23 protein-coding genes are annotated in these 25,250 nt (G+C 65.1%); 15 read left to right on the top strand and 8 right to left on the bottom strand.

The window, feature by feature from the left end; genetic code table 11:
• Window positions 1-23 precede the first annotated feature (23 nt).
• From SIL87_RS14150 to SIL87_RS14125, 6 genes are all read left to right on the top strand, one after another.
• Complete coding sequence (locus SIL87_RS14150) at window positions 24-1,133, top strand: sugar ABC transporter substrate-binding protein (RefSeq protein ID WP_319614801.1); 1,110 nt, start codon at window positions 24-26, stop codon at window positions 1,131-1,133.
• 64 nt (window positions 1,134-1,197) lie between these two features.
• A complete protein-coding gene (locus tag SIL87_RS14145; protein WP_319614800.1) occupies window positions 1,198-2,007 on the top strand; it encodes an ATP-binding cassette domain-containing protein in 810 nt (269 codons plus the stop codon).
• Complete coding sequence (locus SIL87_RS14140) at window positions 2,004-3,200, top strand: sugar ABC transporter permease (protein WP_319614799.1); 1,197 nt, start codon at window positions 2,004-2,006, stop codon at window positions 3,198-3,200. Before SIL87_RS14145 ends, SIL87_RS14140 begins: the two co-directional genes overlap by 4 nt.
• Window positions 3,201-3,282: 82 nt before the next feature.
• Window positions 3,283-4,284: a magnesium transporter CorA family protein gene (locus SIL87_RS14135; RefSeq protein ID WP_319614798.1), complete on the top strand. Its 1,002-nt coding sequence runs from the start codon at window positions 3,283-3,285 to the stop codon at window positions 4,282-4,284.
• Window positions 4,285-4,500: 216 nt separating this feature from the next.
• Entirely contained in the window at window positions 4,501-5,328 is an 828-nt protein-coding gene (locus SIL87_RS14130; RefSeq protein ID WP_319614797.1) for an SPFH domain-containing protein, read from the top strand.
• Window positions 5,325-5,858 (top strand): hypothetical protein, encoded by a 534-nt coding sequence (locus SIL87_RS14125; protein ID WP_319614796.1) that lies wholly within the window; start codon window positions 5,325-5,327, stop codon window positions 5,856-5,858. Before SIL87_RS14130 ends, SIL87_RS14125 begins: the two co-directional genes overlap by 4 nt.
• Here the strand turns inward: SIL87_RS14125 and SIL87_RS14120 are convergent.
• Together SIL87_RS14120 and SIL87_RS14115 are read right to left on the bottom strand one after the other, a co-directional pair.
• Window positions 5,851-6,957: a flavin monoamine oxidase family protein gene (locus SIL87_RS14120; RefSeq protein WP_319614795.1), complete on the bottom strand. Its 1,107-nt coding sequence runs from the start codon at window positions 6,955-6,957 to the stop codon at window positions 5,851-5,853. The two genes, SIL87_RS14125 and SIL87_RS14120, sit on opposite strands and share 8 nt — an antisense overlap.
• A gap of 5 nt (window positions 6,958-6,962) precedes the next feature.
• Window positions 6,963-7,622: a cupin domain-containing protein gene (locus SIL87_RS14115; protein WP_319614794.1), complete on the bottom strand. Its 660-nt coding sequence runs from the start codon at window positions 7,620-7,622 to the stop codon at window positions 6,963-6,965.
• A 190-nt stretch (window positions 7,623-7,812) separates the two neighbouring features.
• Between SIL87_RS14115 and SIL87_RS14110 the strand changes: the two genes are divergently transcribed.
• From SIL87_RS14110 to SIL87_RS14090, 5 genes are all read left to right on the top strand, one after another.
• Complete coding sequence (locus SIL87_RS14110) at window positions 7,813-10,161, top strand: xanthine dehydrogenase family protein molybdopterin-binding subunit (RefSeq protein WP_319614793.1); 2,349 nt, start codon at window positions 7,813-7,815, stop codon at window positions 10,159-10,161.
• Complete coding sequence (locus SIL87_RS14105) at window positions 10,158-10,580, top strand: DUF1489 family protein (RefSeq protein WP_319614792.1); 423 nt, start codon at window positions 10,158-10,160, stop codon at window positions 10,578-10,580. The genes SIL87_RS14110 and SIL87_RS14105 overlap by 4 nt, the downstream gene beginning before the upstream one ends.
• Window positions 10,577-11,395 (top strand): S49 family peptidase, encoded by an 819-nt coding sequence (locus SIL87_RS14100; protein ID WP_319614791.1) that lies wholly within the window; start codon window positions 10,577-10,579, stop codon window positions 11,393-11,395. The genes SIL87_RS14105 and SIL87_RS14100 overlap by 4 nt, the downstream gene beginning before the upstream one ends.
• A gap of 182 nt (window positions 11,396-11,577) precedes the next feature.
• Window positions 11,578-12,033 (top strand): GNAT family N-acetyltransferase, encoded by a 456-nt coding sequence (locus SIL87_RS14095; RefSeq protein WP_319614790.1) that lies wholly within the window; start codon window positions 11,578-11,580, stop codon window positions 12,031-12,033.
• An 89-nt stretch (window positions 12,034-12,122) separates the two neighbouring features.
• Window positions 12,123-13,673 (top strand): S53 family peptidase, encoded by a 1,551-nt coding sequence (locus tag SIL87_RS14090; protein ID WP_319614789.1) that lies wholly within the window; start codon window positions 12,123-12,125, stop codon window positions 13,671-13,673.
• A 137-nt stretch (window positions 13,674-13,810) separates the two neighbouring features.
• On the opposite strand, the gene SIL87_RS14085 is transcribed toward SIL87_RS14090, so the two are convergent.
• The 6 genes from SIL87_RS14085 to SIL87_RS14060 form a co-directional block, all read right to left on the bottom strand.
• The gene (locus SIL87_RS14085) at window positions 13,811-15,883 is read right to left on the bottom strand and encodes a hypothetical protein (RefSeq protein ID WP_319614788.1); all 2,073 of its coding nucleotides are present in this window, start codon (window positions 15,881-15,883) and stop codon (window positions 13,811-13,813) included.
• Window positions 15,884-15,947: 64 nt separating this feature from the next.
• On the bottom strand, window positions 15,948-17,384 hold the full coding sequence (locus tag SIL87_RS14080) for a hypothetical protein (RefSeq protein WP_319614787.1): 1,437 nt from the start codon (window positions 17,382-17,384) through the stop codon (window positions 15,948-15,950).
• Window positions 17,381-18,256 carry an ABC transporter ATP-binding protein gene (locus SIL87_RS14075; RefSeq protein ID WP_319614786.1) on the bottom strand — a complete coding sequence of 292 codons (876 nt, stop codon included), beginning with the start codon at window positions 18,254-18,256 and terminating at the stop codon, window positions 17,381-17,383. Before SIL87_RS14075 ends, SIL87_RS14080 begins: the two co-directional genes overlap by 4 nt.
• A gap of 211 nt (window positions 18,257-18,467) precedes the next feature.
• Entirely contained in the window at window positions 18,468-19,745 is a 1,278-nt protein-coding gene (gene eno / locus SIL87_RS14070; RefSeq protein ID WP_319614785.1) for a phosphopyruvate hydratase, read from the bottom strand.
• A gap of 69 nt (window positions 19,746-19,814) precedes the next feature.
• A complete protein-coding gene (locus SIL87_RS14065; RefSeq protein ID WP_319614784.1) occupies window positions 19,815-20,276 on the bottom strand; it encodes a RidA family protein in 462 nt (153 codons plus the stop codon).
• 2 nt (window positions 20,277-20,278) lie between these two features.
• Window positions 20,279-21,793, bottom strand: a complete 1,515-nt coding sequence (locus SIL87_RS14060; RefSeq protein WP_319614783.1) for a TSCPD domain-containing protein — start codon at window positions 21,791-21,793, stop codon at window positions 20,279-20,281.
• A gap of 232 nt (window positions 21,794-22,025) precedes the next feature.
• Between SIL87_RS14060 and SIL87_RS14055 the strand changes: the two genes are divergently transcribed.
• The 4 genes from SIL87_RS14055 to SIL87_RS14040 all read left to right on the top strand — a co-directional run bounded on the left by SIL87_RS14055 (window position 22,026) and on the right by SIL87_RS14040 (window position 24,958).
• On the top strand, window positions 22,026-22,436 hold the full coding sequence (locus SIL87_RS14055; RefSeq protein WP_319614782.1) for an NADH:ubiquinone oxidoreductase subunit NDUFA12: 411 nt from the start codon (window positions 22,026-22,028) through the stop codon (window positions 22,434-22,436).
• A gap of 51 nt (window positions 22,437-22,487) precedes the next feature.
• Window positions 22,488-23,051 carry an outer membrane lipid asymmetry maintenance protein MlaD gene (mlaD, locus tag SIL87_RS14050; protein ID WP_319614781.1) on the top strand — a complete coding sequence of 188 codons (564 nt, stop codon included), beginning with the start codon at window positions 22,488-22,490 and terminating at the stop codon, window positions 23,049-23,051.
• A complete protein-coding gene (locus SIL87_RS14045) occupies window positions 23,048-23,722 on the top strand; it encodes a DUF2155 domain-containing protein (RefSeq protein WP_319614780.1) in 675 nt (224 codons plus the stop codon). Before mlaD ends, SIL87_RS14045 begins: the two co-directional genes overlap by 4 nt.
• 144 nt (window positions 23,723-23,866) lie before the next feature.
• Window positions 23,867-24,958, top strand: coding sequence for an OmpA family protein (locus SIL87_RS14040; protein WP_319614779.1), 1,092 nt, complete (start codon window positions 23,867-23,869; stop codon window positions 24,956-24,958).
• Window positions 24,959-25,250 lie beyond the last annotated feature (292 nt).

The following is a 25,250-nucleotide window of genomic DNA, read 5'->3' as shown; positions in this document are numbered from 1 at the left end:
GGCGTCAAACCAGGGGAAACACCATGAAAATCTCTTATCTCAGTCTCATTGCGGGCGGCGTTCTGGCGGTGGCCGGGCTTGGCCTGTCGGTCGCGCATGCCGACACGATCAGCAAGCCGAAGCCGGTGAAGATCAGCACCAAGAAGACGACGATTGCGTTTCTGTTGCCGGAGAATTCCTCGCCGCGTTATGAGCAGGTCGATCGGCCGTGGTTCATCAAGATGGCCAAGGCGGCGGACCCCAATGCCAAGCTGATTGTCAGCAACGCGAATTCCAGCCCGGATACCCAGCTCAATCAGGCGCAGTCGGCGATTTCGAACGGGGCGGATGTGCTTGTGGTCGATCCGGTCGATGGCAAGGCGGGGGCCGCGATCGTGAATTATGCGGCGCGGAATCATGTGAAGGTGATTTCGTATGACCGGCTGATCCAGGATTCCAAGCCGGATTATTACGTGTCGTTCGACAATGTGCAGGTCGGCAAATTGCAGGGCAAGTATATTGCGGCGCACACCAAGGCCGGTGGTCAGGTGATGATGATCAATGGCGCGCCGACCGATCCGAATGCGTTCGATTTCCGCAAGGGCGCCATGGATGTGCTGGGGCCGCTGTTCAAATCGGGCAAGCTGCATCTGGCCTATACGGTGATGACGCCGGATTGGAGCCCGCAGAATGCGTTCGAGGAGAGCCAGCAGGCGCTGACCCGGTTGCATAATAATGTCAATGCGGTGCTGGCGGCGAACGACGGCACGGCTTCGGGGGCGATCCGGGCTTTGCAGGCGGTGGGGCTGGCGGGCAAGGTGCCGGTGACCGGGCAGGATGCGACCAATGGCGGGTTGACCTTCATTCTGGAGGGTCTGCAGTCGATGACCGTGTTCAAATACGTGCCGGATGAGGCGGCGGCGGCGGCGGAACTGGCTGTGGCGGTGGCGACGCATTCGAGCCCGCCTGCCGGGTTGCTGAACGGCAAGACCAACAACAAGATGATCGACGTGCCTTCGGTGCTGCTGACGCCGATCGTGGTGACGAAGAAGAATCTTGCTGCGACCGTGATCAAATCGGGGTACACGACGTGGCCGGCGATTTGTGTCGGCCCGGCGGCGAACGGGTCGATCTGCAAGGCGCACGGCCACTAAAAGGCCGCAGGTGAGTGCGGCGGGCGCTTGAGGCGTCCGCCGTTTTCGTTCGGGAGGATACGCGATGAGTGCCGCCATCGATACCACGGCGACGGGGATGCCCCTGCTGTCCGTGCGGGGTTTGCAGAAGCGTTATGGTGCGGTGGTCGCGTTGCGGGATGTGAGTTTTTCCGTCGCGCGCGGCGAGGTGACGGCACTGCTCGGGGATAACGGGGCGGGGAAGTCGACCACGATCAAGGCGATTGCCGGGGTGGCGCCGATCGACGAGGGCGAGATATTGCTGGAGGGGCGGCCGGTTTCGATCCGGCATCCGTCAGAGGCGAATGCGCTCGGGATTCAGACGGTTTATCAGGATCTGGCACTTTGCGATAATCTCGGGATCTGCGCGAATTTGTATCTGGGGCGGGAACTGGTGTCGAACCCGACGCCGTTCGGGCCGCATGTGTTGCGCGATGTCGATATGGAGGCGGAGGCGCGGCGGGTGTTGAAGACGCTGCGGATCAATCTGCCGGCGCTGGATACGCCGGTTGCGTCGCTTTCGGGCGGGCAGCGGCAGGCGGTGGCGATTGCGCGCGCGGTGCTGTGGGATTCCAAGCTGGTGATCATGGATGAGCCGACCGCGGCGCTGGGGGTGGCGCAGACCGCCGAGGTGTTGCGGCTGGTGCGCGATCTGGCGGGGCAGGGGTATGGGGTGATTCTGATCACGCATAACATGCAGAATGTGTTTCAGGTGGCGGATAATATCGCGGTGCTGCGGCTGGGAGCGACCGTGCTGGAAGCGCGGCGGTCGGACCTGACGCCGGAGCAGGTGGTGGGGGCGATTACCGGGACGCTCGCGATACCGGGCAGGACAGGCGCAGGAGCGGTGGCATGAGCACGACGACGGAGACCGCGCCGCAATCGGCGTTCAAGCGCTGGCTGTCCGGCGTGACCAATGCGGCCGATCTGGGGATGCTGCCGGTGATTGCGGCGCTGATACTGATATGGATCGTGTTCGAGGTATTGAATGCGAACTTCCTGACGCCGCGGAATCTGTCGAACCTGGCGGCGCAGATCGTGGTGACCGGGACGCTGGCGCTGGCGGAGATTTATATCATTCTGCTCGGGATGATCGATCTGTCGATCGGGTGGAATTCGGTGCTGGCGGCATCGGTGTTTTCGCTGAGCACGGTGTTTTTTCATGTGCCGGTGCTGGCGGGGCTGGTGCTGGGGGTGGCTTGTGCCACGGCGCTGGGGTTTCTGCAGGGGATGCTGGTGTCGCGGGTGGGCGTGCCGAGTTTCGTGGTGACGCTGGGCGGCGCGATGGTGGCGGAAGGGGTGACGCTCGGGATTTTGACGCCGCATGGCGGGTCGGTGCCGCTGGCGGATAATCTGACCACGGCGATCGGGACGCTCAACCTCGATCCGGTGTGGAGCTGGGTGGCGAGTGTCGCGCTGTTCGGGGTGTATGCGGGCTTGACGCTGAACAGTATTCGCAAGCGGGCGGCGGGCGGCAGCGAGGGCGGTTATGCGGCGGTGATGCGGCTGATCGGCGTGGGGGTGATGCTGTTCGGCGCGGTGTTCATGCTCAATGCGTATCGCGGTGTGCCGTTTTTGTTGATGATTTTTCTGATTGCGCTGTTCGCTTCGGCGTTCGTGACGAAATCGACCCGGTTCGGGCGGCATTTGTATGCGGTGGGCGGCAATGCCGAGGCGGCGCGGCGGGCGGGGATTTCGGTGCGGGGGATTCAGCTTGCGGTGTTCGTGATCGCGGGATTTCTGGTCGGGCTCGCGGGCTACCTCGATGCGGCGCGGCTCGGCGTGGCTTCGGCTTCGGTGGGGAACGGCGATATCATGCTGAACGCGGTGGCGGCGGCGGTGATCGGCGGGACCTCGCTGTTCGGGGGGCGCGGCAGTGTTTACGGCGCGCTGTTCGGGGCGCTGGTCATCGAGAGCGTGAGCAACGGGATGAATTTGCTCGGGGCGGCATCGTCGGTGCGGTTTATCGTCGAGGGCGGGATTTTGCTGGCGGCGATCACGATCGATACCGTGCTGCGGCTGAAGCGGATGCGGAGCGGGCGGGCGTAAGGGGGGCTAAGCAGAGTCGCTTGACGGGGGGTGCAAACCTCCTCACGGTTGGGCGATGAACTCCGGCCTTCCGACCCAGTGCATGATCCGGTCCATCGTTCGGGGCGATGCCGGTGTGAGCAGGCTCGATGATGAGGCGGCGCGGGCTCGTCTCGGCGAGGCGGTGTGGATCGACCTCGTCAATCCGGCGGATGCGGATGTCGCGCTGGTGACGGCGGCGACCGGGCTTGCGGTGCCGAACGAGGCTGATTTAATGGAGATCGAGACGTCGAGCCGGTTGTCGGTCACGACGCCGCCGGGCGGGGCGGTTCTGACCATGTCGATGCCGATGATGTATTCCGGGAATGACGGGGTGATGCCGGCGCCGCTTGGCATTGTGCTCGCCCCCGATCGTCTGGTGACGATCAGGTTTGCGCCGAGCCGGGCGTTTCAGGGGTTCTGGGAACGGCTGGATGCGACCGCCGAACCGGCGAGTGCCGATATTCTGGTCGGGCTGCTCGAAGCGCTGATCGATCGTCAGGCCGATGCGCTGGAGCAGGCGCGCGGGCAGATCGATCGGTTGTCGCACCGGATATTCCATCTCAAGCTCTCGCCGGACGGCCGCCATGCCGGGGCCACGCGGCGCCAGCAGGAAGGCGAGTTGCGGGAGACGGTCTCGACGCTGGGACAGCTTTACAACACGGTCTCGCTGGTGCGGGATTCGCAGCTCGGTATCGGGCGGATCGTGCCGTATATGGGCTCGGTCGCGACCTGGGTGCCTGAGACGATGACGGCGCGGCTGAAGACGGTGACGCAGGATGTCGCCTCGCTCAACGAGTTCATCACCCATCTGACCGACAAGATCCAGTTCGTGCTCGATGCGACGCTGGGACTGATCAATATCGCGCAGAGCGACCTGATGAAGGTGCTGACGATCGTTTCGGTGATCGGGATTCCGCCGACGCTGATTGCCGGGATCTACGGGATGAACTTCGTGCATATGCCGGAACTGCATTGGCGGTTCGGCTATCCTTACGGACTCGGGCTGATCCTGATCACGGCGGTGGCGCCTCTGTTCTGGTTTCGGAAGAAGGGGTGGTTGTAGGGGAGGGAGGGAAGGCTTCTTTTTTGTAAAAAAGAAGCAAAAAACTTCTGTTATTCTGGGCCACGGGCGATTTCAACTGCAGTCCCAGACTCAAAAAGTTTTTTGCTTCTTTTTTACAAAAAAGAAGTACTTTCCTGATCTTCCTTCTTGCCCCACCCGGACGCTTGACAGGCCGGTGCCGTCGCGAAATGATCGGGCGGTAACAGGGAGTTGTTCATGGCGATCACGCGGCAGGTCATTACCACGCTCAAGCCGGATGGCACGGATGCGATGGGGCCGAATATTCTGGCTTATAAATATCCCGATGAGAATATCGTTTCGGGGTCGTTGCTGACGGTGGAGAGCAATCATTTCGCGGTTTTGAAGTCGCGGGGTGCGGTTTTGAATGTTTATGATACCGGGCAGTATCCGATCACGACGCCGGACAAGCCGTTGCTGGGGTCGATCACCCAGGCGTTCTTTTCGGGGGCGAGTCCGTGGCAGTATGAGACGATTTATATCAATCGGGCGAAGATCGTGGCGCGGGCGAAGGGGATTGCGACCTCGCGCGAGATGGCGGAGCTGATTTATCAGGTCGATTATTACATCCACATCGACACCAAGGACGATGCGCTGAAGCTGGTGACGCATATGCCGTTCGCCGGGCTGTATATCAATGCGCAGGAAGTGACCGATTATGCCGGGCCGGTGGTGGAGCAGGCGGTCAATCAGGTGGTGCAGGTGACGCCGCTGGAGAACGTCAATGAGCATATCGGCGAGATTGCGGAACTGCTGAAGCAGCATCTCGGGGATTTTCTGGATATTTACGGTATCCGGCTGAACGACGTGAAGCTGCTGATTTTGCCGAAGGACGAGCGGATGCGCGAGTTGATTTCGCTGCGGGCGTTCGGGCTGACGCCGTTGGAGGCGGTGCGGTATTACACTGCGTTGCGGATGGCGGAGCGCGGGCTGGTTTCGGCGCCGAATATGGCGATCGGCGCGCCGTTCAATATCGGCGGGATGGGGATGGTCCCGGCGGGCGAGTGGGACAAGCCGGTCAAATGATGTCGGCCAGTGAGACCGCGACGCTGTTGCTGAACGGGTGGGGGTATAACTGGTATCGGGCGGAGAACCGGCTGCGGGCGGATGATCTGCTGATCCGGGCGAAGCTTTCCGAACTGCTGGGGTTGGCGCGGGCGCATCTGGCGGCGTTGGAGGCGGGGTATCGGCGGGTGCATCTGCCGCCGCCGACGCGCGAGCAGCCGTTTCCCGATCGGGCCGCCGTCGCGCATGTGCAGGCGCTGACGCGGGCGGGCGAGGCGATCGGGGCGGTGGAGACCAGTATTCGCAATGCGCCGGTGCCGGAGATGGACCGCGTGTGGCAGGCGCATCGCGATGAGGGGCGGTTATTGCGGGAGCTGGTGGCGCGGGATTCGGCGCTGGTGGAGACGGTGGCGCGGTTTCATGACTGGGTGGTGGCGGCGCGTGCCGAGGATGCCGAGGACGCGCAATTTGCCGAGCGGGTGCGGGCGGGGTTGCCGGTGATCATGGCGGCGCTGGCGGCGCGGCGGGATGCGGTGGACCGGGTCAATTGAGGGGGCCTGCCGGGGTTGCGGCGAGTGGGTCGGTAGCGGTCGCGGCGAGTGGAACGGCGGCGGCGGCGGCGAGGGCACCTTCGAGGTAGCCGCCGAAATCGGGGGCGGATTCGGCGCCCGACAGGATGAGCCGGGGGTGCCAGGGCGGCGGCAGGGCGATGGGTTCGTAGGATGGGTGGCTGGTGGGGCTGGCGGCGTCCGACCTTGTGGCGGTGTGGGGTTCGGTCGACCAGTCCTGGATGTTCAGGTCGCGCGGGGTGGCGGCTTCGGGGCCGAACATTGCGGCGAGCTGGGTGGTTATGGCGGATTTCAGGGACAGGGTGCGGGCGGCGCGGAGATCGGCGGGCCAGGCGAAGAAGCCGAACAGGGCCGCTTCGGCGGCGACGCCGGGGATGCTGGCATCGTGGATTTCGCCGAGTGGGCCGATCTGGCTGAAACCGTCGCCGGAGAGGCCGGTGCTGTGCCAGAAGGCGGTGTCGTACAAGGCGAGGGCTTTGGCGTGTCCGGCCATCCAGGTCGGGGTGGCGGCGAGGCGGCGCTGGAGTGGTTCGGGCAGCGACGGGGTGAAGGCGAGGGTGGCGGCGAGGCGCGGCGGCAAAGCGAGGGCGATGCGGCGGGCGTGGAATGTGGCGGTGCCGGCAGGCGTGGTGCAGGACAGGGCGATGGCGTTTTCCGAGGCGGTCAGGCCGGTGACGTTGTGGTTCAGGCGGAGTGTGCCGGGCGGCATGCCAGCTTCGTAATGTGCGGCGAGGGCGGCGATGCCGCCGAGGATGCGCATGCTCGGCGGGTTCTGGGCGAAGCCGTGGGGCAGGCGCTGGATGGTGCCGCTGCGGTCCTGCACGACGAGGCCGCCGGTTTCGCTTTGGGGAAACAGGGCAAGCCCTGCCTGTGCGACGGCGCGGGCGAGCAGGGGCTGCATGCCGGGCCAGATCCAGGCGGGTCCGAGATCGTAGGTGGCGTGGGCGGTGCGGTGGGCGAGGATGCGCCCGCCGGTGCGCGGGCGGGCTTCGAGGATGACGACGTCGAGCCCCGTGGCGGTGGCGCGGGCGGCTAGGGCGAGACCTGCGAGGCCGGCACCGACGATGATCAGGTCATGCATGTGGGTCAGCGCGCGGCGAGATGGCCGGTTTTGCGGTAGATCGTGGCCTCGGCGGCGCTGGCGAGGCGGAGCGTGGCACCGGGCGGGAAACGCAGCCATGTGCCGCTCGAACGGGGGTGATCGTCGATCGTGGCGCTGCCGGTGACGATGAAGATTTCGACGCCGCCGGGGAAGGTTTCGGGCGCGCCGGTGTGGCCGGGGGCGAGGCGCAGGAGGTCGACCTGTTCCCACGGAGCGTCGAACAGCATGGCGTGTTCGAGTCCCTCGGCGATGGGATGCCAGAGGGCGGGGTTGCGCGTGTCGATCCGGAGGGGTTGGGTTTCGGCCTCGGGCATCTGGCGGAGTTTGACCAGGATGATCGCGCCGGGTGCGCTGGCGGGGGTGTGGCGCGAGCCGGGCGGGTTGCGGATGTAGTAACCTTCGGGGAAGTCTCCGGTTTCATCGGAAAAGACGCCGTCGAGGACGAGGAATTCCTCGCCGGCATCGTGGCGGTGGGGGCTGAAGGCGGAGCCGGGGGCGTAGCGGACCAGGGAGGTGGCGCGGGCGACCTCTGCGCCGTCGCGTTCCAGCATGCGGCGTTCGATGCCGGCGATGGGGGAGGGAACCCAGTCGAGCGTTGTGGAATCGACGATGGCGGGGCGGGTCAGGTCGGCGTTGATCTGCATGGTGATCTCCTCGTTGCGGAGATGGGGTATTCCGGGCGGGGCGGCAAGCGGCGGTTCGGGGCGGAGCGGCAGGTTGGGAATGTCTATTGTATTTTCGGGACCACCCCATATCCTGTGGCGGATGACGCGGTGTCGGCCCGGTGGCTGCGGTTGGCGGGTGCTTTAAAATCAACATGATGGGGTTTCGGCGATGGTGAAATTCGGCGTGGCGCAACCGGTCAAGCGGGTCGAGGATTCGCGGCTTCTGCGGGGGGCGGGGCAATATACCGACGATGTGCCGAATGACGGCGCCTTGTACGTGCAGGTGGTGCGTTCGCCCCATGCGGCGGCGGCGATCGTTTCGCTCGATGTCGCGGCGGCGCGGGCGATGCCGGGGGTGATGGGCGTGTTCACCGCGGCGGATCTGGCGGCGGATGGCATGGGGGCGATTCCCTGCATGGTGCCGATCAAAAATCAGGATGGCACGCCACGGGCGGATGCGGATCGTCCGGTGCTGGCCTCGGGCGTGGTGCGTCATGTCGGTGAGGCGGTGGCGTTCGTTGTGGCTGAGACGGCGCAGGCGGCGCGGGATGCCGCCGAGGCGGTCGATGTGGTTTATGACATGAAACCCTCGGTGACCGAACTGGCGCGCACGCAGGAGCCGGGGATGCCGCGCGTGTGGGACGGGGTTGCGGATAATCTGGTGTTCGACTGGGCTGTGGGTGATGCGGCGGCGGTGGAGGCGGAGTTTGCCAGGGCCGCGCATGTGACGAAAATTCGTGTGGTCAACAACCGGATCATCGTCAATTCGATGGAGCCGCGCGCGGCGCGGGCGAGTTTCGAGGACGGGCGGTGGACGCTGACGACCAATACCCAAGGCGGCTGGCTGCTCAAAGGGTGCCTGAGCCAGGCGGTGTTCAAGGTCGAGCCCGACCGGTTCCGGGTGATCACGCCGGATGTGGGCGGCGGGTTCGGGATGAAGCTGTTCGTGTATCCTGAGCATGCCATGGTCTGCTACGCGGCGCGCAAGCTGGGGCGGGCGGTGAAATGGACCTCCGAGCGGGGTGAGGCGTTCCTTTCGGATACCCATGGGCGGGATCACGTTACTGAGGCGGAGCTGGCGCTGGATGGCGAGAACCGGTTTCTGGCGATGAAGGTGCGCAACATTGCGAATATGGGGGCGTATCTGTCGAATTTCGGGCCGTTCATTCCGACCATGGCGGGGACCAAGGTGCTGGCCGGGGTTTACGGGTTCAAGGCGATCCATGCGCAGGTGCGCGGGGTGTTCACCAATACCGTGCCGGTCGATGCCTATCGCGGGGCGGGGCGGCCGGAGAGCAATTATCTGGTCGAGCGGCTGATCGATGCGGCGGCGCGTGAGGTCGGGGTGGATCGGGCGCAACTGCGGCGGCTGAATTTCGTGCCCGCGAGTGCGATGCCGTATCGTTCGGCGATGAACCAGCCTTATGATTCGGGCGATTTCCATCAGGTGCTGGAGCGGGCGCTCGATATCATGGATTGGGAAGGGTTCGCCGCGCGGCGGGCGGTTTCGGCGGCGGCGGGCAAGCGGCGCGGGATCGGGATGGCTTATTATCTGGAGGCGACCGGAGGCGCGCCGGAGGAACGGGCGGAAATCAGGTTCACGCGGGATGGGTTCGTGGACGTGTTCGTCGGTACCCAGTCGACCGGACAGGGGCACGAGACCGCTTATGTGCAACTGGTCAATGACCGGTTGGGGATCGATCCCGGGAAGATCCGCATCCGTCAGGGCGATACCGATGCGATACCGCAGGGCGGTGGCACCGGCGGGGCGCGCAGCCTGTATTCCGAGGGGCAGGCGATCGTGCTGACGGCGTCGAGCGTGATCGAGAAGGGGCGTGCGGCGGCTGCGGAGCATCTGGAGGCGGCGATTGCCGATATCGAATTCGAGGCGGGGCGGTTCCGGATTGTCGGGACCGACCGCGAGATCGATCTGGTGTCGCTCGCAGCGGTTCTGCATGAGAGCGCGGGGGAGGGTGCGGCGGGCAATCCGCTCGATACCGCCGAGATCGCGAAGATCGACAAGCATACCTTCCCGAACGGCTGCCATATCGCGGAGGTCGAGGTCGATCCGGAGACCGGGGTGGTTGCGGTGGTGCGCTATCTGGTGTGCGACGATGTCGGCACGATCGTGAATCCGATGATCGTGCGCGGGCAGGTTCATGGCGGCGTGGCGCAGGGGTTGGGGCAGGCTTTGCTGGAAAACACTGCCTATGATTCCGAGACCGGGCAACTGGTTTCGGGCAGTCTGATGGATTATGCGCTGCCGCGCGCGGATGATCTGCCGGATATCGAGGTCGAGTTCGTCGAGATTCCGTGCGCGTCCAACCCGTTGGGGGTGAAGGGCGCGGGCGAGGCGGGGGCGGTGGGGTCGCCGCCGGCCCTGATCAATGCGGTGATCGATGCGCTGGCGGAGGACGGGGTGCGGGCGATCGACATGCCGGCGACGCCGGAGCGGATCTGGCAGGCGATTGCGCAAAGCCAGGGTGGTGGACATGGTGACGGGCGACGTGCCGCGTGATTCATCTGCTCAAGCTGGCGGTCGGGGTGCGGGATGTCTTGCATCTGGCGGACATCCAGCGGGAGCGGGCGGTGGTGCGGCCGCCGCTGCGGCATCAGACGCGCAGTTTTCCGCGCCGGGCGGCTGAGCTGGTGGATGGCGGGTCGATCTACTGGGTCATCGGCGGGGCGATTCTGGCGCGGCAGCTTGTCCTCGACGTGATCGAGGATCGGTGGGATGATGATACGCGTTGTGCCGGGGTGGTGCTCGACCCACATCTGGTCCGGGTCGCCGCGCGGCCGATGCGGCCGTTTCAGGGCTGGCGATATCTGACCGAGGAGGACGCGCCGATGGATATCACGATGAGCGAAGCGATGCGCGCGGATGCGCTGCCGGCGGAGATGCAGCGCAGCCTGCGGGCGCTGGCGCTGCTGCCATGATGGATCTGGCGACGCTGCGCAGGAAACTCCCCTGGACGCCGCGGACTGTGCCGGTGATCCGCATGTCCGGCGTGATCGCGGCGCGGGAGGGAGCGGTCAATCTGGACCGGTTTGCGGCACCGCTGACCCGGGGATTCGATGCGGCCAAGGCGGGGGAAAACCTGCTGATCCTTGCGATCGAAAGCCCCGGTGGTTCGCCGGTGCAATCGGATCTGATCGGGCGATTCATCCGGCGCAAGGCAGCGGAGACCGGGGTGCGGGTGGTTGCGATCATCGGCGATGTCGGCGCGTCGGGCGGGTATTGGATCGCCTGTGCGGCGGATGAGATTCTGGCGAACCGGATGAGCATCGTGGGCTCGATCGGGGTGATCGGCGGCGGGTTCGGGGTGCATCAGTTGATCCGGCGCTACGGGATCGAACGGCGGGTGATCACGGCGGGGGAGAACAAGCTGCGCAACGATCCGTTTTCGCCGGAGCGCGAGGAGGACGCCCAGTTCAATCGGGAATTGCTCGACGATATTCATAATTCGTTCAAGGACTGGGTGCGGACGCGGCGGGGGGCGGCGATCGAGGGGCATGAGGCGGCGATTTTCGATGGGTCGTACATGCTGGGCGACAAGGCGAAGGATCTCGGGCTGATCGATGGGTTCGGCGATGTGCGCGGCGTGATCACCGAGCGGGCAGGAGAGCGGGCGAAGCCGGATTTCATCGGGCCGAAGAAGAAATTCAGCCTGATGCGGTTGATCGGACGGGATGCGGGTGCGGCGCTGCTCAATGCGATCGAGGCGGAGACGATGAGTGCGCGGATGCGGTGAGGGTGGGGCGAGGGAAGGCGAGGTAAGACTTCTTGTTGTGAACAAAAAGAAGCAAAAAAACTTTTTTAATCTGGATCACCGCCCGTGAAAACGTCAGAGACCCAGAAAACAAAAGTTTTTTGCTTCTTTTTTACAAAAAAGAAGTACTTCTTTACTTACTTCCGTCCATGACCGCGCCCGCTTTGTCCCCGTTGACGGCGACGCTCGCGCGACCGGATGATATTCCGGTGCTGTTGGCGTTGGCGCGGGCGTTTCATGTCGAGGATGGGCATCCGATGGATGCGGCGGCGGAGGCGGCGACGGCGGCGAGTGTGCATGGTGTGGGGGATGCGGCGTTGGCGCCGACCTATTTGTTGCGGTGGCGGGGCGGGGTTGTGGGGTATTTCGTGTTGTCGCTCGGCTACAGTCCGGAGCATGGCGGCACGGATGCGTTCATCGATGATATCTATCTGGTGCCGGAGGTGCGCGGGCGCGGGTTGGGGCGGGTGGCGGTGGAGGCGGCGGTTGCGGCGGCGCGGGAGCGCGGGGTGCGGGTGATGATGCTGGAGGTCGAGAAACATAATGAGCGGGCCTACCGGCTTTATGAGAGCCTCGGGTTTCGCGATACCGAACGGCGGCTAATGCGTCGTTATTTATAGAAACATTAACTTGTGGAAAACTAACGGATTGCGCTTGCCCACCCGGGGGTGTTTCCGGCATGGTTCGCCCCGTCAATCAGGAGTGACCCATGGCCGAACAGCATTATGTCGAGTTTCCGGATAGCCGCCACGAGATGCCTGCGCGTGCCCATCGCCACGAGAAGCTGGCGGATGGCGAGCGCGTGGAGGTTAGTGTCTATGTCAAGCCGCGACCGGTTTCGGGCCGTTTCGTCTCGCATGAGGCGGTGCTGGCGGATCGGGCGGAGCGGCATCATGACGATATCGAGACGATCAAGGCGTTTGCCGCCGATCATGGGCTGGAGGTGATCGAGGCGGATGCGCGCCGTCGTCTGGTGCGGCTGGCGGGCAGTGCTTCGGCGATGCAGGCGGCGTTCAAGGTTGATCTGCACTGGTTTTCCGGCGATCAGGCGAAATTTCGCGGGTATACCGGGGCGTTGAAGCTGCGATCGGATATTGCGGCGATCGTGGAATCGGTGCTCGGGCTGGATACCAGGCCGGTGGCGCAGCCGCGGTTGCAGCGGCTGATCAAGAGCGCGCAGGCGGCTTCGGCGACGTATCTGCCGAACCAGGTTGGGGGGTTTTACGGGATTCCGACCTCGCCGGACGGGGCGGGAGAGTGCATTGCGATTATCGAGCTGGGGGGCGGGTATCATGAGAGCGATATCACGACCGCCTTCGCGGCGATGGGGTTGAAGCCGCCGACGGTGGTTGCGGTGAGTGTTGATGGCGGGAGCAATGCGCCCACGACGCCGGATTCGGCGGATGGCGAGGTCGGGCTCGATATTCAGGTGGCCGGGGGCATTGCGCCGGGGGCGAAGCTGGCGGTGTATTTCACGCCGAATACCGATGCCGGGTTTACCGATGCGGTGACTGCGGCGGCGACCGATACCACCAACAAGCCATCCGTGATGTCGATCAGCTGGGGCGGGCCCGAGTCGAGCTATTCGACGCAGGGGCGCAATTCGTTGAACTCGGCATTGCAGGATGCGGCGATGGCGGGCGTGACCGTGACGGTGGCTTCGGGCGATAACCTTGCGACCGACGGGTTGAGCGATGGGGCGGTGCATGTCGATTTTCCGGCATCCAGCCCGCATGTTGTGGGCTGTGGCGGGACCGCGATTACGGTTTCGGGGGGGACGATTACCGCCGAATCGGTGTGGAACAATGGGACCAGCGGTGGGGGTGGCGGGATTTCGACGGTGTTTCCGGTACCCGCCTTTCAGGCCGGGGTGAAGCTGCCGGTGAATGCCAGCACCGGCGGGAGCGGGCGCGGGGTGCCGGATGTGGCGGCGGATGCCGACCCGAATACCGGGTATCAGGTGACGGTGGATGGCCAGACCTTCGCGGTGGGGGGGACGAGCGCGGTGGCACCGTTATGGGCCGGGTTTTTCGCGCTGGTGAACGCGGCGCGGGGCAGCCGGCTCGGGTTCGTCAACCCGGCGCTTTATGCGCATGAGGCGGCGTTTCGGGATATCACCCAGGGTAATAATATTCCGGCGGGTTCGACGCTCGGGTATAGCGCAGGGCCGGGATGGGATGCCTGCACCGGGCTGGGGGTGATGAAGGGCGGGACATTGTTCTCGGCGCTCAAGGCGGCGGCTTCGACGCCGGTGGCTTGACGTAAAGGAAGGGAGGACTTCTTTTTTGTAAAAAAGAAGCAAAAAACTTTTTTGATCTGGGCTACGGGCGGTTGAAAGGCTTGAGCCAGGATAAACAAGAGTTTTTTTGCTTCTTTTTTTGCAAAAAAAGAAGTCCTTTACTTCTTTTGGCTTCCGCTCAGCGGCACGATCCAGAATTGCGGGGTCGATTGGAGGCCGGCGGTGTTGGTGTAGGGCGCGCCGCTATGGATCACCCATTGGTAGCCTTGCAGGGCGGTGGGGGCACCGGTTGCGTTGAAGACGCTGGCGAGGGCGGCCATGCGGGTCATTCCATAGTCGCCGTTGCTATGAGCCCAGCCGGTGCCGTTGGATTGGCCGCCCTCGCGGGTGGCCTGATCGAGGGCGGCCCAGGTGGTGACGGGCTGTTTGGTCTTCGGATTTTCGATGAAGAGATTGTAGGCGATGCCGTTGCGGCGGTTGTAGCCGGGCGTGTTGGTCAGGACGCTGCCGGCGAGGAAGTGGTTTTCCCAGAGCATTACGGCTTTGGCCCCATGCACGTGCTCGCGCACCATGGTGGCCATGGTGGTCGCGAAGTAATCCTGCTGCCAGGGCGCCATGGCGACGGTGCCGCTGCCGTAGGTGCCGACGATGTAACCATAGGGCTGGCCCTGCTTTTTGGTCCAGGCGGGGATGTTGCGTTTCAGATAGGCCATGTTGTTGGCGATCATGGTCTGGAAATAATGGCGCATCGGTGAACCGTCGGGGTCGATATAGGCGGCGTCGGCGACTTCGCGCAGGCTCCAGGCAGCGCCGCGGACCTGTTCGCCGGGGCCGACGATGATGCCTTCGCCTTCGTTGCGCGCCTGCGGTGCGGGCCATTGGCCGACTTCGGAGTAATCGGCCTCGGCGTTCTGCTGGTCGAGATAGTAGCGCCGGCCGGTGAGGAGATAGGGGATGAAGGCGAGGTCGGGTTCGTGGGCGACATCGGGGTGCCAGCCGGTTTTGGGGTCGACCTGCTGGGTGAGGCCGGTGGTGTAGGAATGCGGGCCGCCGCGACCGTCGGTCCAGAGATTGGGGTAATCGGCGGTGGTGACGAAAGCGCCGGTTTTTTCGTCGACGAAATGCCAGGGGACTGCGCCTGAGGCATCCGCCTGACCGATGGCGTATTCGGCGGCGACCGGATTCTGGGTGATCAGCCAGACCGCGTTGGCGGCGGTGGTCGGGCCGATACTGCCACGGCCACCGACCATCGGCATGTATTGGGTGACGCCATTGACCGCGAGCGGGGCATCCCAGCCGGGGGCGCTGACGTCCTTGAGTTCGCGGAGGAGGTCGGCGCGGGGGATGCCGATGCCGAGATCGTAGGCGGGGATGATGCCGGTGCGTTCCATTGCGGCGATGTCGTGGACCACGTTGATCGGCACCCGGCCCCCGGAGCGGATGATGGTGTGCCAGTCCTGATACTGGAATTGGTGGATGCGGGGCACCGCGAAGACCGGTTTGCCGTTCTGGGCGATCGTGATGCCGTAGGTTTCGGCACCCCCCTTCGGGCTCATCGCGATGTCGTTGTCGAGTTGCACATCGGCGGCGATCGTGCCGCTGGCGTAGGCGCGGATGTCCAGCACCAGGCGGAGCGAGCCGCGGATATGTTGCGAGACGCGGGTTTCGGAGACGAGGTCGCCGGTGAGCCATGGGCTCGTCCGGTCGGCGGACCGGGCGCTGGCGAGGAGTTTGGCGGCATCGACGGTGACATAGCTGGTCGGCATGCCGGGGTTGGTCAGGGCGAGCGTGATGGTGATGTCGTGTTTCTGCAGGGCGGGGAGGATGGCGATGGCGCCGGGGGTCAGGGCGGCCTTGCGGAGCATGACGGCGGCATCGGCACCGCTGGCGATCGACGGGGTGCGCAGGGTGACGATGCCGAACAGGGCCGAACCGTCCGGGTAGCGGTTTTTGACGTCGATCTGGGCGGGTTCGGTCCTGCCGCCGACGATCGCCGCGATGCCCTCGCCCTGGGGGAGTTGCCCCGGAGCGAAGGCGGTGCCGAACGTGATGTAGCGCGGCGGCTCGGCACGGGTGAGGGTGTTTTCGAGGACGATGCCGACCAGATCGCCGGGGGCGGTGGGCTGCGGCACGGCGGGGGCGCGGATGAGACCGGCGGCGAGGGCGGGACCGCTCAGTGACAGGGCGGCCAGACCGATGAGGCCGGTTTTGATGGCGTGAGCGCGTCGCATGGAATCTTCCCCCGAAATTCGGCGCTATCGTGCCCGAACCGGCGCGGGGACGCCAGAGGCGGCGTTATGCGGGCGAGGGGCTTTCGATCGGCCAGTCCATGGTCGTGAGGCGCCGGGGAGCGATGCGGGACATGGCGAGGCCGCAGGCGAATATCATGATCGTGGCGGCGATCGCCCAGAGCCTGGGGCTGTGGTGCAGGAGGCCGGTGCCGAGTATCTCCATCGTGCCCAATCCACCGGCGAGAGCGAGTGCCATGGTGAAGCCCCGGCCGCCGATTTCGTGCCAGAGCAGGGGCAGGCTCGCGCCGTAGCTCGTGCCGAAGATCAGGGCGAAACTGGACAGGGCCGTTGGTATCGCATCCGGGGGATCGATGATGCCGAGAGCGAGGGCGGCACCGGTGAGCAGGAGGGCATCGATGAGGGCGAGTTCGATCGCTCTCATGCGAAAGGCGTTCGCCATCGCCTGCGAAAAGCCGCTTCTGCCGCCGTAGCGCCCGGCCATGAACAGGGGCGGCCAGTCCGAGCGGTCGAGCAGCCATTGGCCGGAGCCGAAGATGGTGATGGCCCCGAAGAAGCCGAGGGATTGCGGAGCGATCTGGATGAGGGCCTTCATGAAGTCATGGCCCTGAACCCAGGCGAAGGCGGGCATGTAGAACAGGAATAGCGCCATCTGGAGGCCCTGGACCAGAACAGTGCCGATCGGACCCGATCGGACGCCGAGCGTGCCCGGCATCGGTCGGTCGGCCATGAAGGCGGGTTTCCAGGTGATGACGCGGAAGATCACGTCGAACAGGGTGACGATCGGGCTGGTGCGACGAGGCCGGGCAGCGGCCAAATCGGCGCGATGTTCGGCGCGCTCGGCTTCTTCGGCGGCGCGGGCCGGGTAGAACCGCAATCCTGACACGATGAACGCGGCGGCGGCGAGTGTGATCACGCTCGCTGGAAGCGGGGCGGCGAACAGGATGAGCCTGAGGTATTGCGGTTGGGAACCGGCCAGCATGAGGGGGAGAAAGAGAACTGCCTTGGACAGAGCCACCTTTCGGGACTGCCCGTTCGGAACACCGAAGCTCATTACGCTGCCGCCCGCCATGGCTACCGTGGCAAGGGCGATGGCACCCCAAACGGGGGCGTGGAGCAGGATCAGGGGGGCTGCGAATGCGATGCAGACCGGCACGAGAAGAAGCACGAGCGCGGTGAACTCGGTGTCTTTGAGATGCGGTATCGAGACGGCGAGGTTGGAGCGCACCTGCCGCCAATAATGGAACATCAGGCAGGCGGGGAGATAGAACGCGACATACCACCAGAAAAACACGAAGGCGGTGCGGTGGGCAAACAAGGCGGTGGCGCCGCCATGCGCCGCGATGCGCGAGGCCTTTTCGAAGGCCGCCGTGGCTGCGACCGTCATGAACACGGCCGATATCAGCATGGGATTTTCGCGGATGAAGACCGCCGAGGCGTAGTTGCGCAGGGCGGCGCGGATGAGGCGGGGGCTGTGGCTCACCTTGTCATTTCCAGGAAGGCGGTTTCGAGATCGGGGATGCGGATTTCGGGCGTGGTGCCGAGGGTGGCGGTGAGGAGGGTGGCGTGATGGTCATCCCAGCCATCGACCAGCAGGGCGCCGGTCGCGCGGTCTTCGGCGAGGCAGGCGAGGGTTTCGGGCAGGGCGTCGCGCGGGGCGGTGATCCAGCGGGCGGAGCTGCGGAAGCGGCTCATCGGCGTGTCGTGGATGAGGCGACCGTGGCGCATGAAGATCGCGCGGGTGGCGATTTTTTCGAGATCCGAGAGGATGTGGGAGGAAATGATCGCGCTGCGGCCCTCCTGCGCGCAGAATGTCACCAGCAGGGCCATGAAGTCGCGCCGGGCCTGCGGGTCGAGGCTGGCCACGGGTTCGTCGAGGATCAGAAGGTCGGGGCCGTGGCGCATGGCGAGGACGATGGCGAGGCGCTGTTTCTGGCCTCCGGAGAGGGATTTGACCCGGGCCTTCATGTCGAGATCGGCCCAGTCCAGCAGCCAGGCGGGTGGGAGTCCGGGATCGGTGGCGTAGAATTTACCGAGATAGGCGATCAGTTCACCGACCTTGAACCAGCCGAAACCGGTCATGGTCTGGGGGACGAAGCCGGTGCGACCGCGACCGGCGGGTGAGAGCTCGGCGGCATTTTCGCCGAACAGATGAACGCTGCCTGATGATGGCAGCAGGAAGCCGAGCAGGCAGCCGATCAATGTGGTTTTGCCGGCCCCGTTGGGACCGAGAAGGCCGACGATTTCACCGGGACCGACGACGAAGGAGATATCGGTCAGCGCGGTGCGGGCGCCGTATTGTTTGGTAAGATGCGTGACGGTGGTGAAAGGGATCGTGTTGCCGTCGTACATCATGCCTCCTATGCGCTGGAAGCGAGGCTAGGGGCGGAATGTCGGCAGAGTCAAAGGTTTGGAACCGGTGAGCCGCCCAAGGAGGGGACACTTTTTCTTGATCGGTGCGGATTGGAAATAAGTTGAGGCTGATCGAATGGGAGGCGACATAAAATTTCTGGCTTGCGGTGACGGGGGCCGACCCTGCTCATCGGCCCCCGTTGATCGCATGTGCCTATCGACGGAGGATGGTGCGGCCGGCGAAGCGGGCGGTGGTGCCGAGTTCGGCTTCGATGCGCATGAGCTGGTTGTATTTCGCGGTGCGGTCGCTGCGGGCGAGGCTGCCGGTCTTGATCTGGCCGGCGTTGACCGCCACGGCGACGTCGGCGATCGTGGCGTCTTCGGTTTCGCCGGAGCGGTGGCTGATGATGCAGGCCATGCCGGCGCGGTGGGCGAGGCCGACGGCTTCAAGGGTTTCGGTGATCGTGCCGATCTGGTTGAGCTTGATCAGGATGGCGTTGGCGGAACGTTCCTCGATGCCGCGGCGCAGGCGGGTGGGGTTGGTGACGAACAGATCGTCGCCGACCACTTGCAGTTTGCCGCCGAGTTCGTTGGTGAAATGGGCCCAGCCGGCCCAATCGTCTTCCGCGAGCGGGTCTTCGACCGAGATGATCGGGAATTTGCCGGCGAGGTCGGCGATGTAGGCGGTCATGCCGGCGGCATCGAGCACCTTGCCCTCGCCTTCGAGGTGGTATTTGCCCTCTTTGTAGAATTCGTTGGCGGCGCAGTCGAGCGCGAAGGCGATATCTTCACCGGGGCGGTAGCCCGCCTGCTCGACCGCGCGGCTGATGAAGCCCAATGCTTCCTCGGCGGATTTCAGGCCGGGGGCGAAGCCGCCCTCGTCGCCGACATTGGTGTTGTGACCGGCATCGTGGAGGATTTTTTTAAGCGCGTGGAATACCTCGGACCCCATGCGGACGGCATCGGCCAGGCTGGCGGCGCCGACCGGCTGGATCATGAATTCCTGGATGTCGATCGGGTTGTCGGCGTGCTGGCCGCCGTTGATGATGTTCATCATCGGCACCGGCAGGGTGCGGGCGAAGCTGCCGCCGAGATAACGGTAGAGCGGGATGCCGAGATCGTCGGCGGCGGCCTTGGCGATGGCGATGGAAACCCCGAGGATGGCGTTGGCACCGAGGCGGGATTTGTTGGAGGTGCCATCGAGATCGATCATCAACTCATCGATCATGACCTGCTCGGAGGCGTCCATCCCGCCGATCGCATCGAAGATTTCACGTTCGATCGCGGCGATGGCCCTGGTGACGCCCTTGCCGCCGTAGCGGGATTTGTCGCTGTCGCGCAGCTCGACCGCTTCATGCGCGCCGGTCGACGCGCCGGAGGGGACGGCGGCGCGGCCCATGGCGCCGGAATCGAGCATCACGTCGACTTCGACGGTGGGGTTGCCCCGGCTGTCGAGGATTTCGCGGGCGACGATATCGGCGATGGCGCTCATAAGTGACTCCTGGGCTGTCGGTTCTGCCGCGAGATACGCGAGCGGACGGCGCGGTGCAATCGAGCGGGATCAGCGCAGCAGGAACATCCCTTCGACCTCGACCGGGGCATCAAGCGGCAGGGACGCGACGCCGATGGTCGAGCGGGCGTGACGGCCGGCCTCGCCGAAGACATCCACCGCGAGGTCCGACGCGCCGTTCATGATTTTGGCGTGGCCGGTGTAGCCGGGAGTGGCGGCGATGAAGCCGCCGAGGCGGACGACCCGGGCGACCGAGGCGAGACCGTCGATCAGTTCGGCATCGAGCTGGGCGAGGATGTTGATGAAGCAGGCGCGGGCGGCGCGGATGCCGGTTGCGTCATCCACGGTATCGCCGAGCTTGCCGGTGGCGATGAGGGCGCCGGCGTGGAGCGGCAACTGGCCGCTGACGATGGCGACGCCGGCGGCGATCACCACCGGAACGTAGTTGGCGACCGCCCTTGCCGGTGTCGGCAGGACGATGCCGAGTTCGGTCAGGCGGGCGGTGATGCTCATGATCAGCTCACCAGCTTGAGGGCGGGGCGCTGGCGCCGGGGGCGCATTTCGGATTCCGGCAGGTCCAGCGGCAGACGCGGCGGCGGCGCGGGTGTGTCGGGCAGGTCCTCGGCCGCGCCGGACAGATCGTGACGGCCGAGATAATTGGTTGCGAGGTGGCGGAAGATGTAGTCGAGCAGGGAACTGGCCTGGGTGATGGCGGAATCGCCCTCGACCGGGCCGGAAACGCCGAACCGGGTGAAGGCGAATTCGTCGACGAAGTCTTCGAGGGGGACGCCATGCTGCAGGCCGAGGCTGACGGCGCTGGCGAAGGCTTCTGCCATGCCCCGGAATGCGGCGGATTCGCGGGGGAGGGTGACGGCGATTTCGCCAAGCCGGCCATCGGGGTATTCGCCGGTGCGCAGATAGAGTTTGTGACCGCCGATGGCGATTTTCTGGGTGTAGCCGCCCCGGCGGGTGGGTAGTTTGTCGCGCCCGATGCCGGGCTGGGCGGCGCGCTGGGGCAGGGTGGTCGGCAGTTCCGGCAAGAGGGCGCAGAACGGGGCGACGGCGGCGTGCATGGTCTGCGACGCAGCGCGGTCGGGGACGCCGAACGGGTCGCTGCCGGCGAGGGTGGCGGCGAGGGCGGATTCGGCGGGGCAGCCTTTCGCGGCGAGACGTGCGCATGCCCAGAACGCGAGCGATCCGTCACCGGAAAGGGCCGAGAGCGGGGCGGCGATGCCGATGGTCTCGACGCCGAGCAGGGCTTCGACCGGGCCGGGGGGCATGATGCCGGTGAGGCTGCGATGCTGGCGCAGCGCGAGACGGGCTACCTGCGTCTGGGCGGCGGTTGCGGCCTGGGTGAGGCCTGCGATCGCGCAGCGTGCGGGCAGCGGGGCGCCGGTGATCGGGGTGCCGGGGGCGATGCCGCGGGCGAGCAGGCCAGCCGATGCGATATCGGCGTGGGCGGCAAGCAGGCCGGCCAGGGTGGCCGCGACGGCGCGGGCGGCCTCGCTTGCGTAATCGAGATCGAGGCGCGCGAGCAACAGCGCCAGATCGGCCATGCCGAGCGCGAGACGCTGGGCGGTGGGGTTGGCATGGCTGAGCGCCGTGACCGCGAGTTCGATCGCGCGGGTGAATCCCTCGATGTCGAATCCTGCCGTCTCATCGAGAAACATTGGCAGATTGAACACGAAGCCCGGGATTGCTTCCGGCTGGCCATGCCACAGGCCGGGGGAGGGTGCGGCGCGCCGGCTGATCAGGAGGTCGTGCAGGGCGGGGCCGATCGGCTCATTGTCTGTCATGGTCGCGGCGATCGGGTCGATCCAGGCGGCGGCGGCTTCGGCGGCGGTGATCGCGCGGGGCGAGCGGCGCAGGGCGACCAGGCCGGCGGCGGACTGGTCCGGCCAGGCGGCGGGGATAATGACCGGTTCGGCGGGATGATCGGGGTCGGCCCCGATTTCGAGACGACGCAGGCGAACGCCGCGCCATGCCGATGGGACAGGGGGGCGACCGGAGGCTGTGCGATCTTTGAACATAACGTAACTCTAACCTGTTTCGACCGCTGGTTCCAGATCGGATTTGCGGCATGTTGTGGATAAGCGGGGAGCGCACCACAAAATATTGTGGATAACCCGGCTTCGTGCTGCGACGCGACATGGATGGACCGATCCCGACCGTTCCTATATAAAGACATTCATGAAGTCTTTCGACCCCAAAATGCCGTCGCTTCGGAGCCGGCGGCACGGCAGGAAAGCCCGATCACCGGGCGTGCATGAGGCGCCGAGCCTCGCGTCGCTGGGTGGGTGGCGGGCGTTGCTGGCGAATCCCGGTCTTGTGCTGAACACGTGGCGGCATGGCGGGGCGGTTGGGCGGGACGGGGTGGGCAATCAGTATTTCGAGGAACGCCATGCCACACGGCCGGATGGCCGGGCGCGGCGGTGGGTGATGTATGCCGGCGGGGCGCGCGAGGCGTCGCTGGTGCCGCCCGAATGGCATGCGTGGCTTCACTTCACCACCGACGCACCGTTGTCGGAGGCGGGCCGGCGCGACTGGCAGCGCCCGCATCAACCGAACCTGACCGGGACACCTTGGGCTTACCGTCCGCGCGGGCATGATTATCTCGGCGGGCAGCGGGCCGGTGTCTCCGCAGACTATGAACCCTGGACGCCGGACGCCTGAGCGGCGCACGTCGTGCCGCAGCCGCGTGTCCCGCCCACAAGAAAGTAGCAGATGCAGCGTCGTCTTTCCGAAGTTATCGCCGGTCTTGCCGTTATCGTGGTTGCCGTTGCGTTTCTCGTATTCGCGTTTTCGCGCACGCATACCACGGCGACGAACGGGTATGTGCTCCATGCCCAGTTCGGCAGCATCGGGCCGTTGAAAGTCGGCTCGCCGGTCAAGATTGCGGGAGTGACCGTGGGACATGTCGAGAAGACCACGCTCAATCAGCAGACCTATGCGGCGATCGTCGATTTCATGATCGATCCGGCGGTGAAGATCCCGAAGGACAGCAGTGCGGCGATCGAAAGCGCCTCGCTGCTGGGCGGGGATTATCTTTCGATCGCGCCGGGTGGCTCCGATACCATGCTCAAGCCGGGCGGGCAGATCGTGGTGACGCAATCGGCCATCAACATCGAATCGCTGCTGGGTAAATTCGTGTTCAGCGCGGCGAATTTCGCAAGCAGCACCGCGAAGGGCGCGGCGGGTAAATCGGGTGGGGCCGCCACCGATCCGGCGGCGGGGGCGGGTGGAAAGACCGCGCTTCCCGGCTTGACCGGTCCCGCGAAATCGCCGTGAGCGGGCGCATCGCCCTGATCTGCGGCGTGGCGATGCTGGTCGCGCTGCCGGGTTTGGGCCGTGCCCAGAACTCGGCCTCGGGCGAGATGGCGCCGATGCCGCTTTCGCCGGGCGTGACTTCCGTGCCCGATGCGCCGTTGCCGGCACCGGCACCTTCGACAACGGCACCGCTGCCCGCGCCGGATCTGCCGCAATCCTCGCTCACCGTGCCGCCGGGATTGACCGGTGGCGCGCCGTCATCCGACCAGGCGGTCGCGAACCGGCAGGATTCGAGCGGAACGCAATCCAGCCATGCGGAAGCGCCGGTTCAGGTGCCGCCGGTGTGGCTGCGCCGCCCGGTCGCGGTGCTCGATGTGCTCGACAAGGAGGATGGCGCGGTACGGCGGATCAAGGTGCCCGTGGGGTCGAGCGCGACCGAGGGGCGTCTGGCCGTCGCTGTCGGGGCGTGCGTGGTCCGTCCGCCGGATATGACGCCGGATGCGGCGATTTTTGTGACCGTGATCGCGCAGAGGGTGGGAGCAACTGTGTCCGATGCCAAAGATCAAGGTGGTCAGGATGTTAGTGCGCCCTTGTTCAGGGGATGGCTGATCCGCTCCGAACCGGGTGCCACAGTGGTCGGGGATGCGGCAGTGACGTTCCGGTTGATTGGGTGCGAGGGGGGATCGCGATGAGTTGCCGTCCTGCATCAAAGTGTAAATACCGCTGAAATGACAAGATCTTAATTGACAAAGCCATATCAGAGGCAGATCAGTTTGTTGTAACCAGCGCTTTGTGTTCCCAGTTATGGCTGAACGACGTTAACGAATGGAGGCTTTATGAAATATCGCTCAATACTTTTCGCGGCGACCTGTGGCGCTGCGATCGTTGCGGCAGCGCCGTTGGCGCATGCGCAGATGGCGACCGGTGGCCCGGCGCCCGTGACCGGCCCGTATGTTGATCTGGGCCTCGGCACCAGCATCATGCAGAGCCAGAAATATTCGGTGGCACCCGCATTCACCGGTAACAACGGCAGCCTGGTGTTCCGCCCAGATGTGGCTGGTCAGGTCGGCGTCGGCTACGGGTTCGGAAATGGCTTCCGGGTCGAGCTCGATGGTAATTATTTCCGCAACAGCACCCGCAAGGCCGATAGCGCGATTTACGGCGGCACGCGTGTGCATGGTGGCGTGAACACCTATGGCATGTTGCTGAACGGGTATTACGACATTCCGACCGGCACCAACTTCGTTCCGTTCGTCGGTGGCGGTGTCGGTTACATGTGGCAGAAGTTCCAGCATGTCAGCCTGCCGCCGGGTCCGGACGACCAGATCGGCGGTACCTATGGCAGCTTTGCGTTCGATGTCGGGGCCGGTGTTGCCTATAACGTTCCTGAAGTTCCGGGTCTCGCGCTGACCGCGCAGTATCAGTACACTGAACTGACGCATGATCGTAAGTATAACGATTATGGGACTGTCGTGAATGTCGGTCATTCGGGGAATCACGAGATTCTGCTTGGCGCACGTTACGAGCTGTTCCCGCCCGCGCCGCCGCCGCCGCCTGCTCCGGCACCGACCCCGGTTGCCGCTCCCGCTCCTGCGCCGGCCCGGACCTATCTGGTGTTCTTCAACTGGAACAAGGCTGATCTGACGCCGCGTGCCACGCAGATCGTTGCCGAGGCCGCGCAGGCTTCGCAGACGACCCATGTGACCAGCCTGAATGTGAACGGCTACACCGACACGTCGGGCAGCCCGGGCTACAACATGAAGCTCTCCTATCGCCGTGCCGACAACGTTGCCGCCCAGCTGGTGACCGACGGCGTGCCGAAGAGCGACATCGTGATCAAGGGCTTCGGCGAGACCCATCTGCTGGTTCCGACCGGCCCGGGTGTGCGCGAGCCGCAGAACCGCCGCGTGGAAATCATTCTTCACTGATTTCGGCGTGTCTTCGATCTGACGCGGAGCGCAAGCGCCGCGTTGCATGAAGCCTCTGAAAACCCCCGGCTCAGGCCGGGGGTTTTTGTTGCGTCATGGCTTTGTCATAAAAGCCACATTGGATTCGTAATATGTGGCGCTGGCGCAACATGGGCCTGAAATCAAGCCATATCGGCCGCGCCGAGGGCGATCTGCCCTGCACCGGGCCGGTTAGCGATGCTACATAGGCCTCATCGTTTGGTTAATCCGGTTCGAATTTCTCAACACGGGTCCGGGCGCACGAGGAGACAAC

Source organism: Acidiphilium acidophilum, from assembly GCF_033842475.1.
Classification (GTDB): domain Bacteria; phylum Pseudomonadota; class Alphaproteobacteria; order Acetobacterales; family Acetobacteraceae; genus Acidiphilium; species Acidiphilium acidophilum.
Note: the sequence above shows the minus strand (reverse complement) of the source record. Positions and strands in the feature narration are given on the sequence as shown.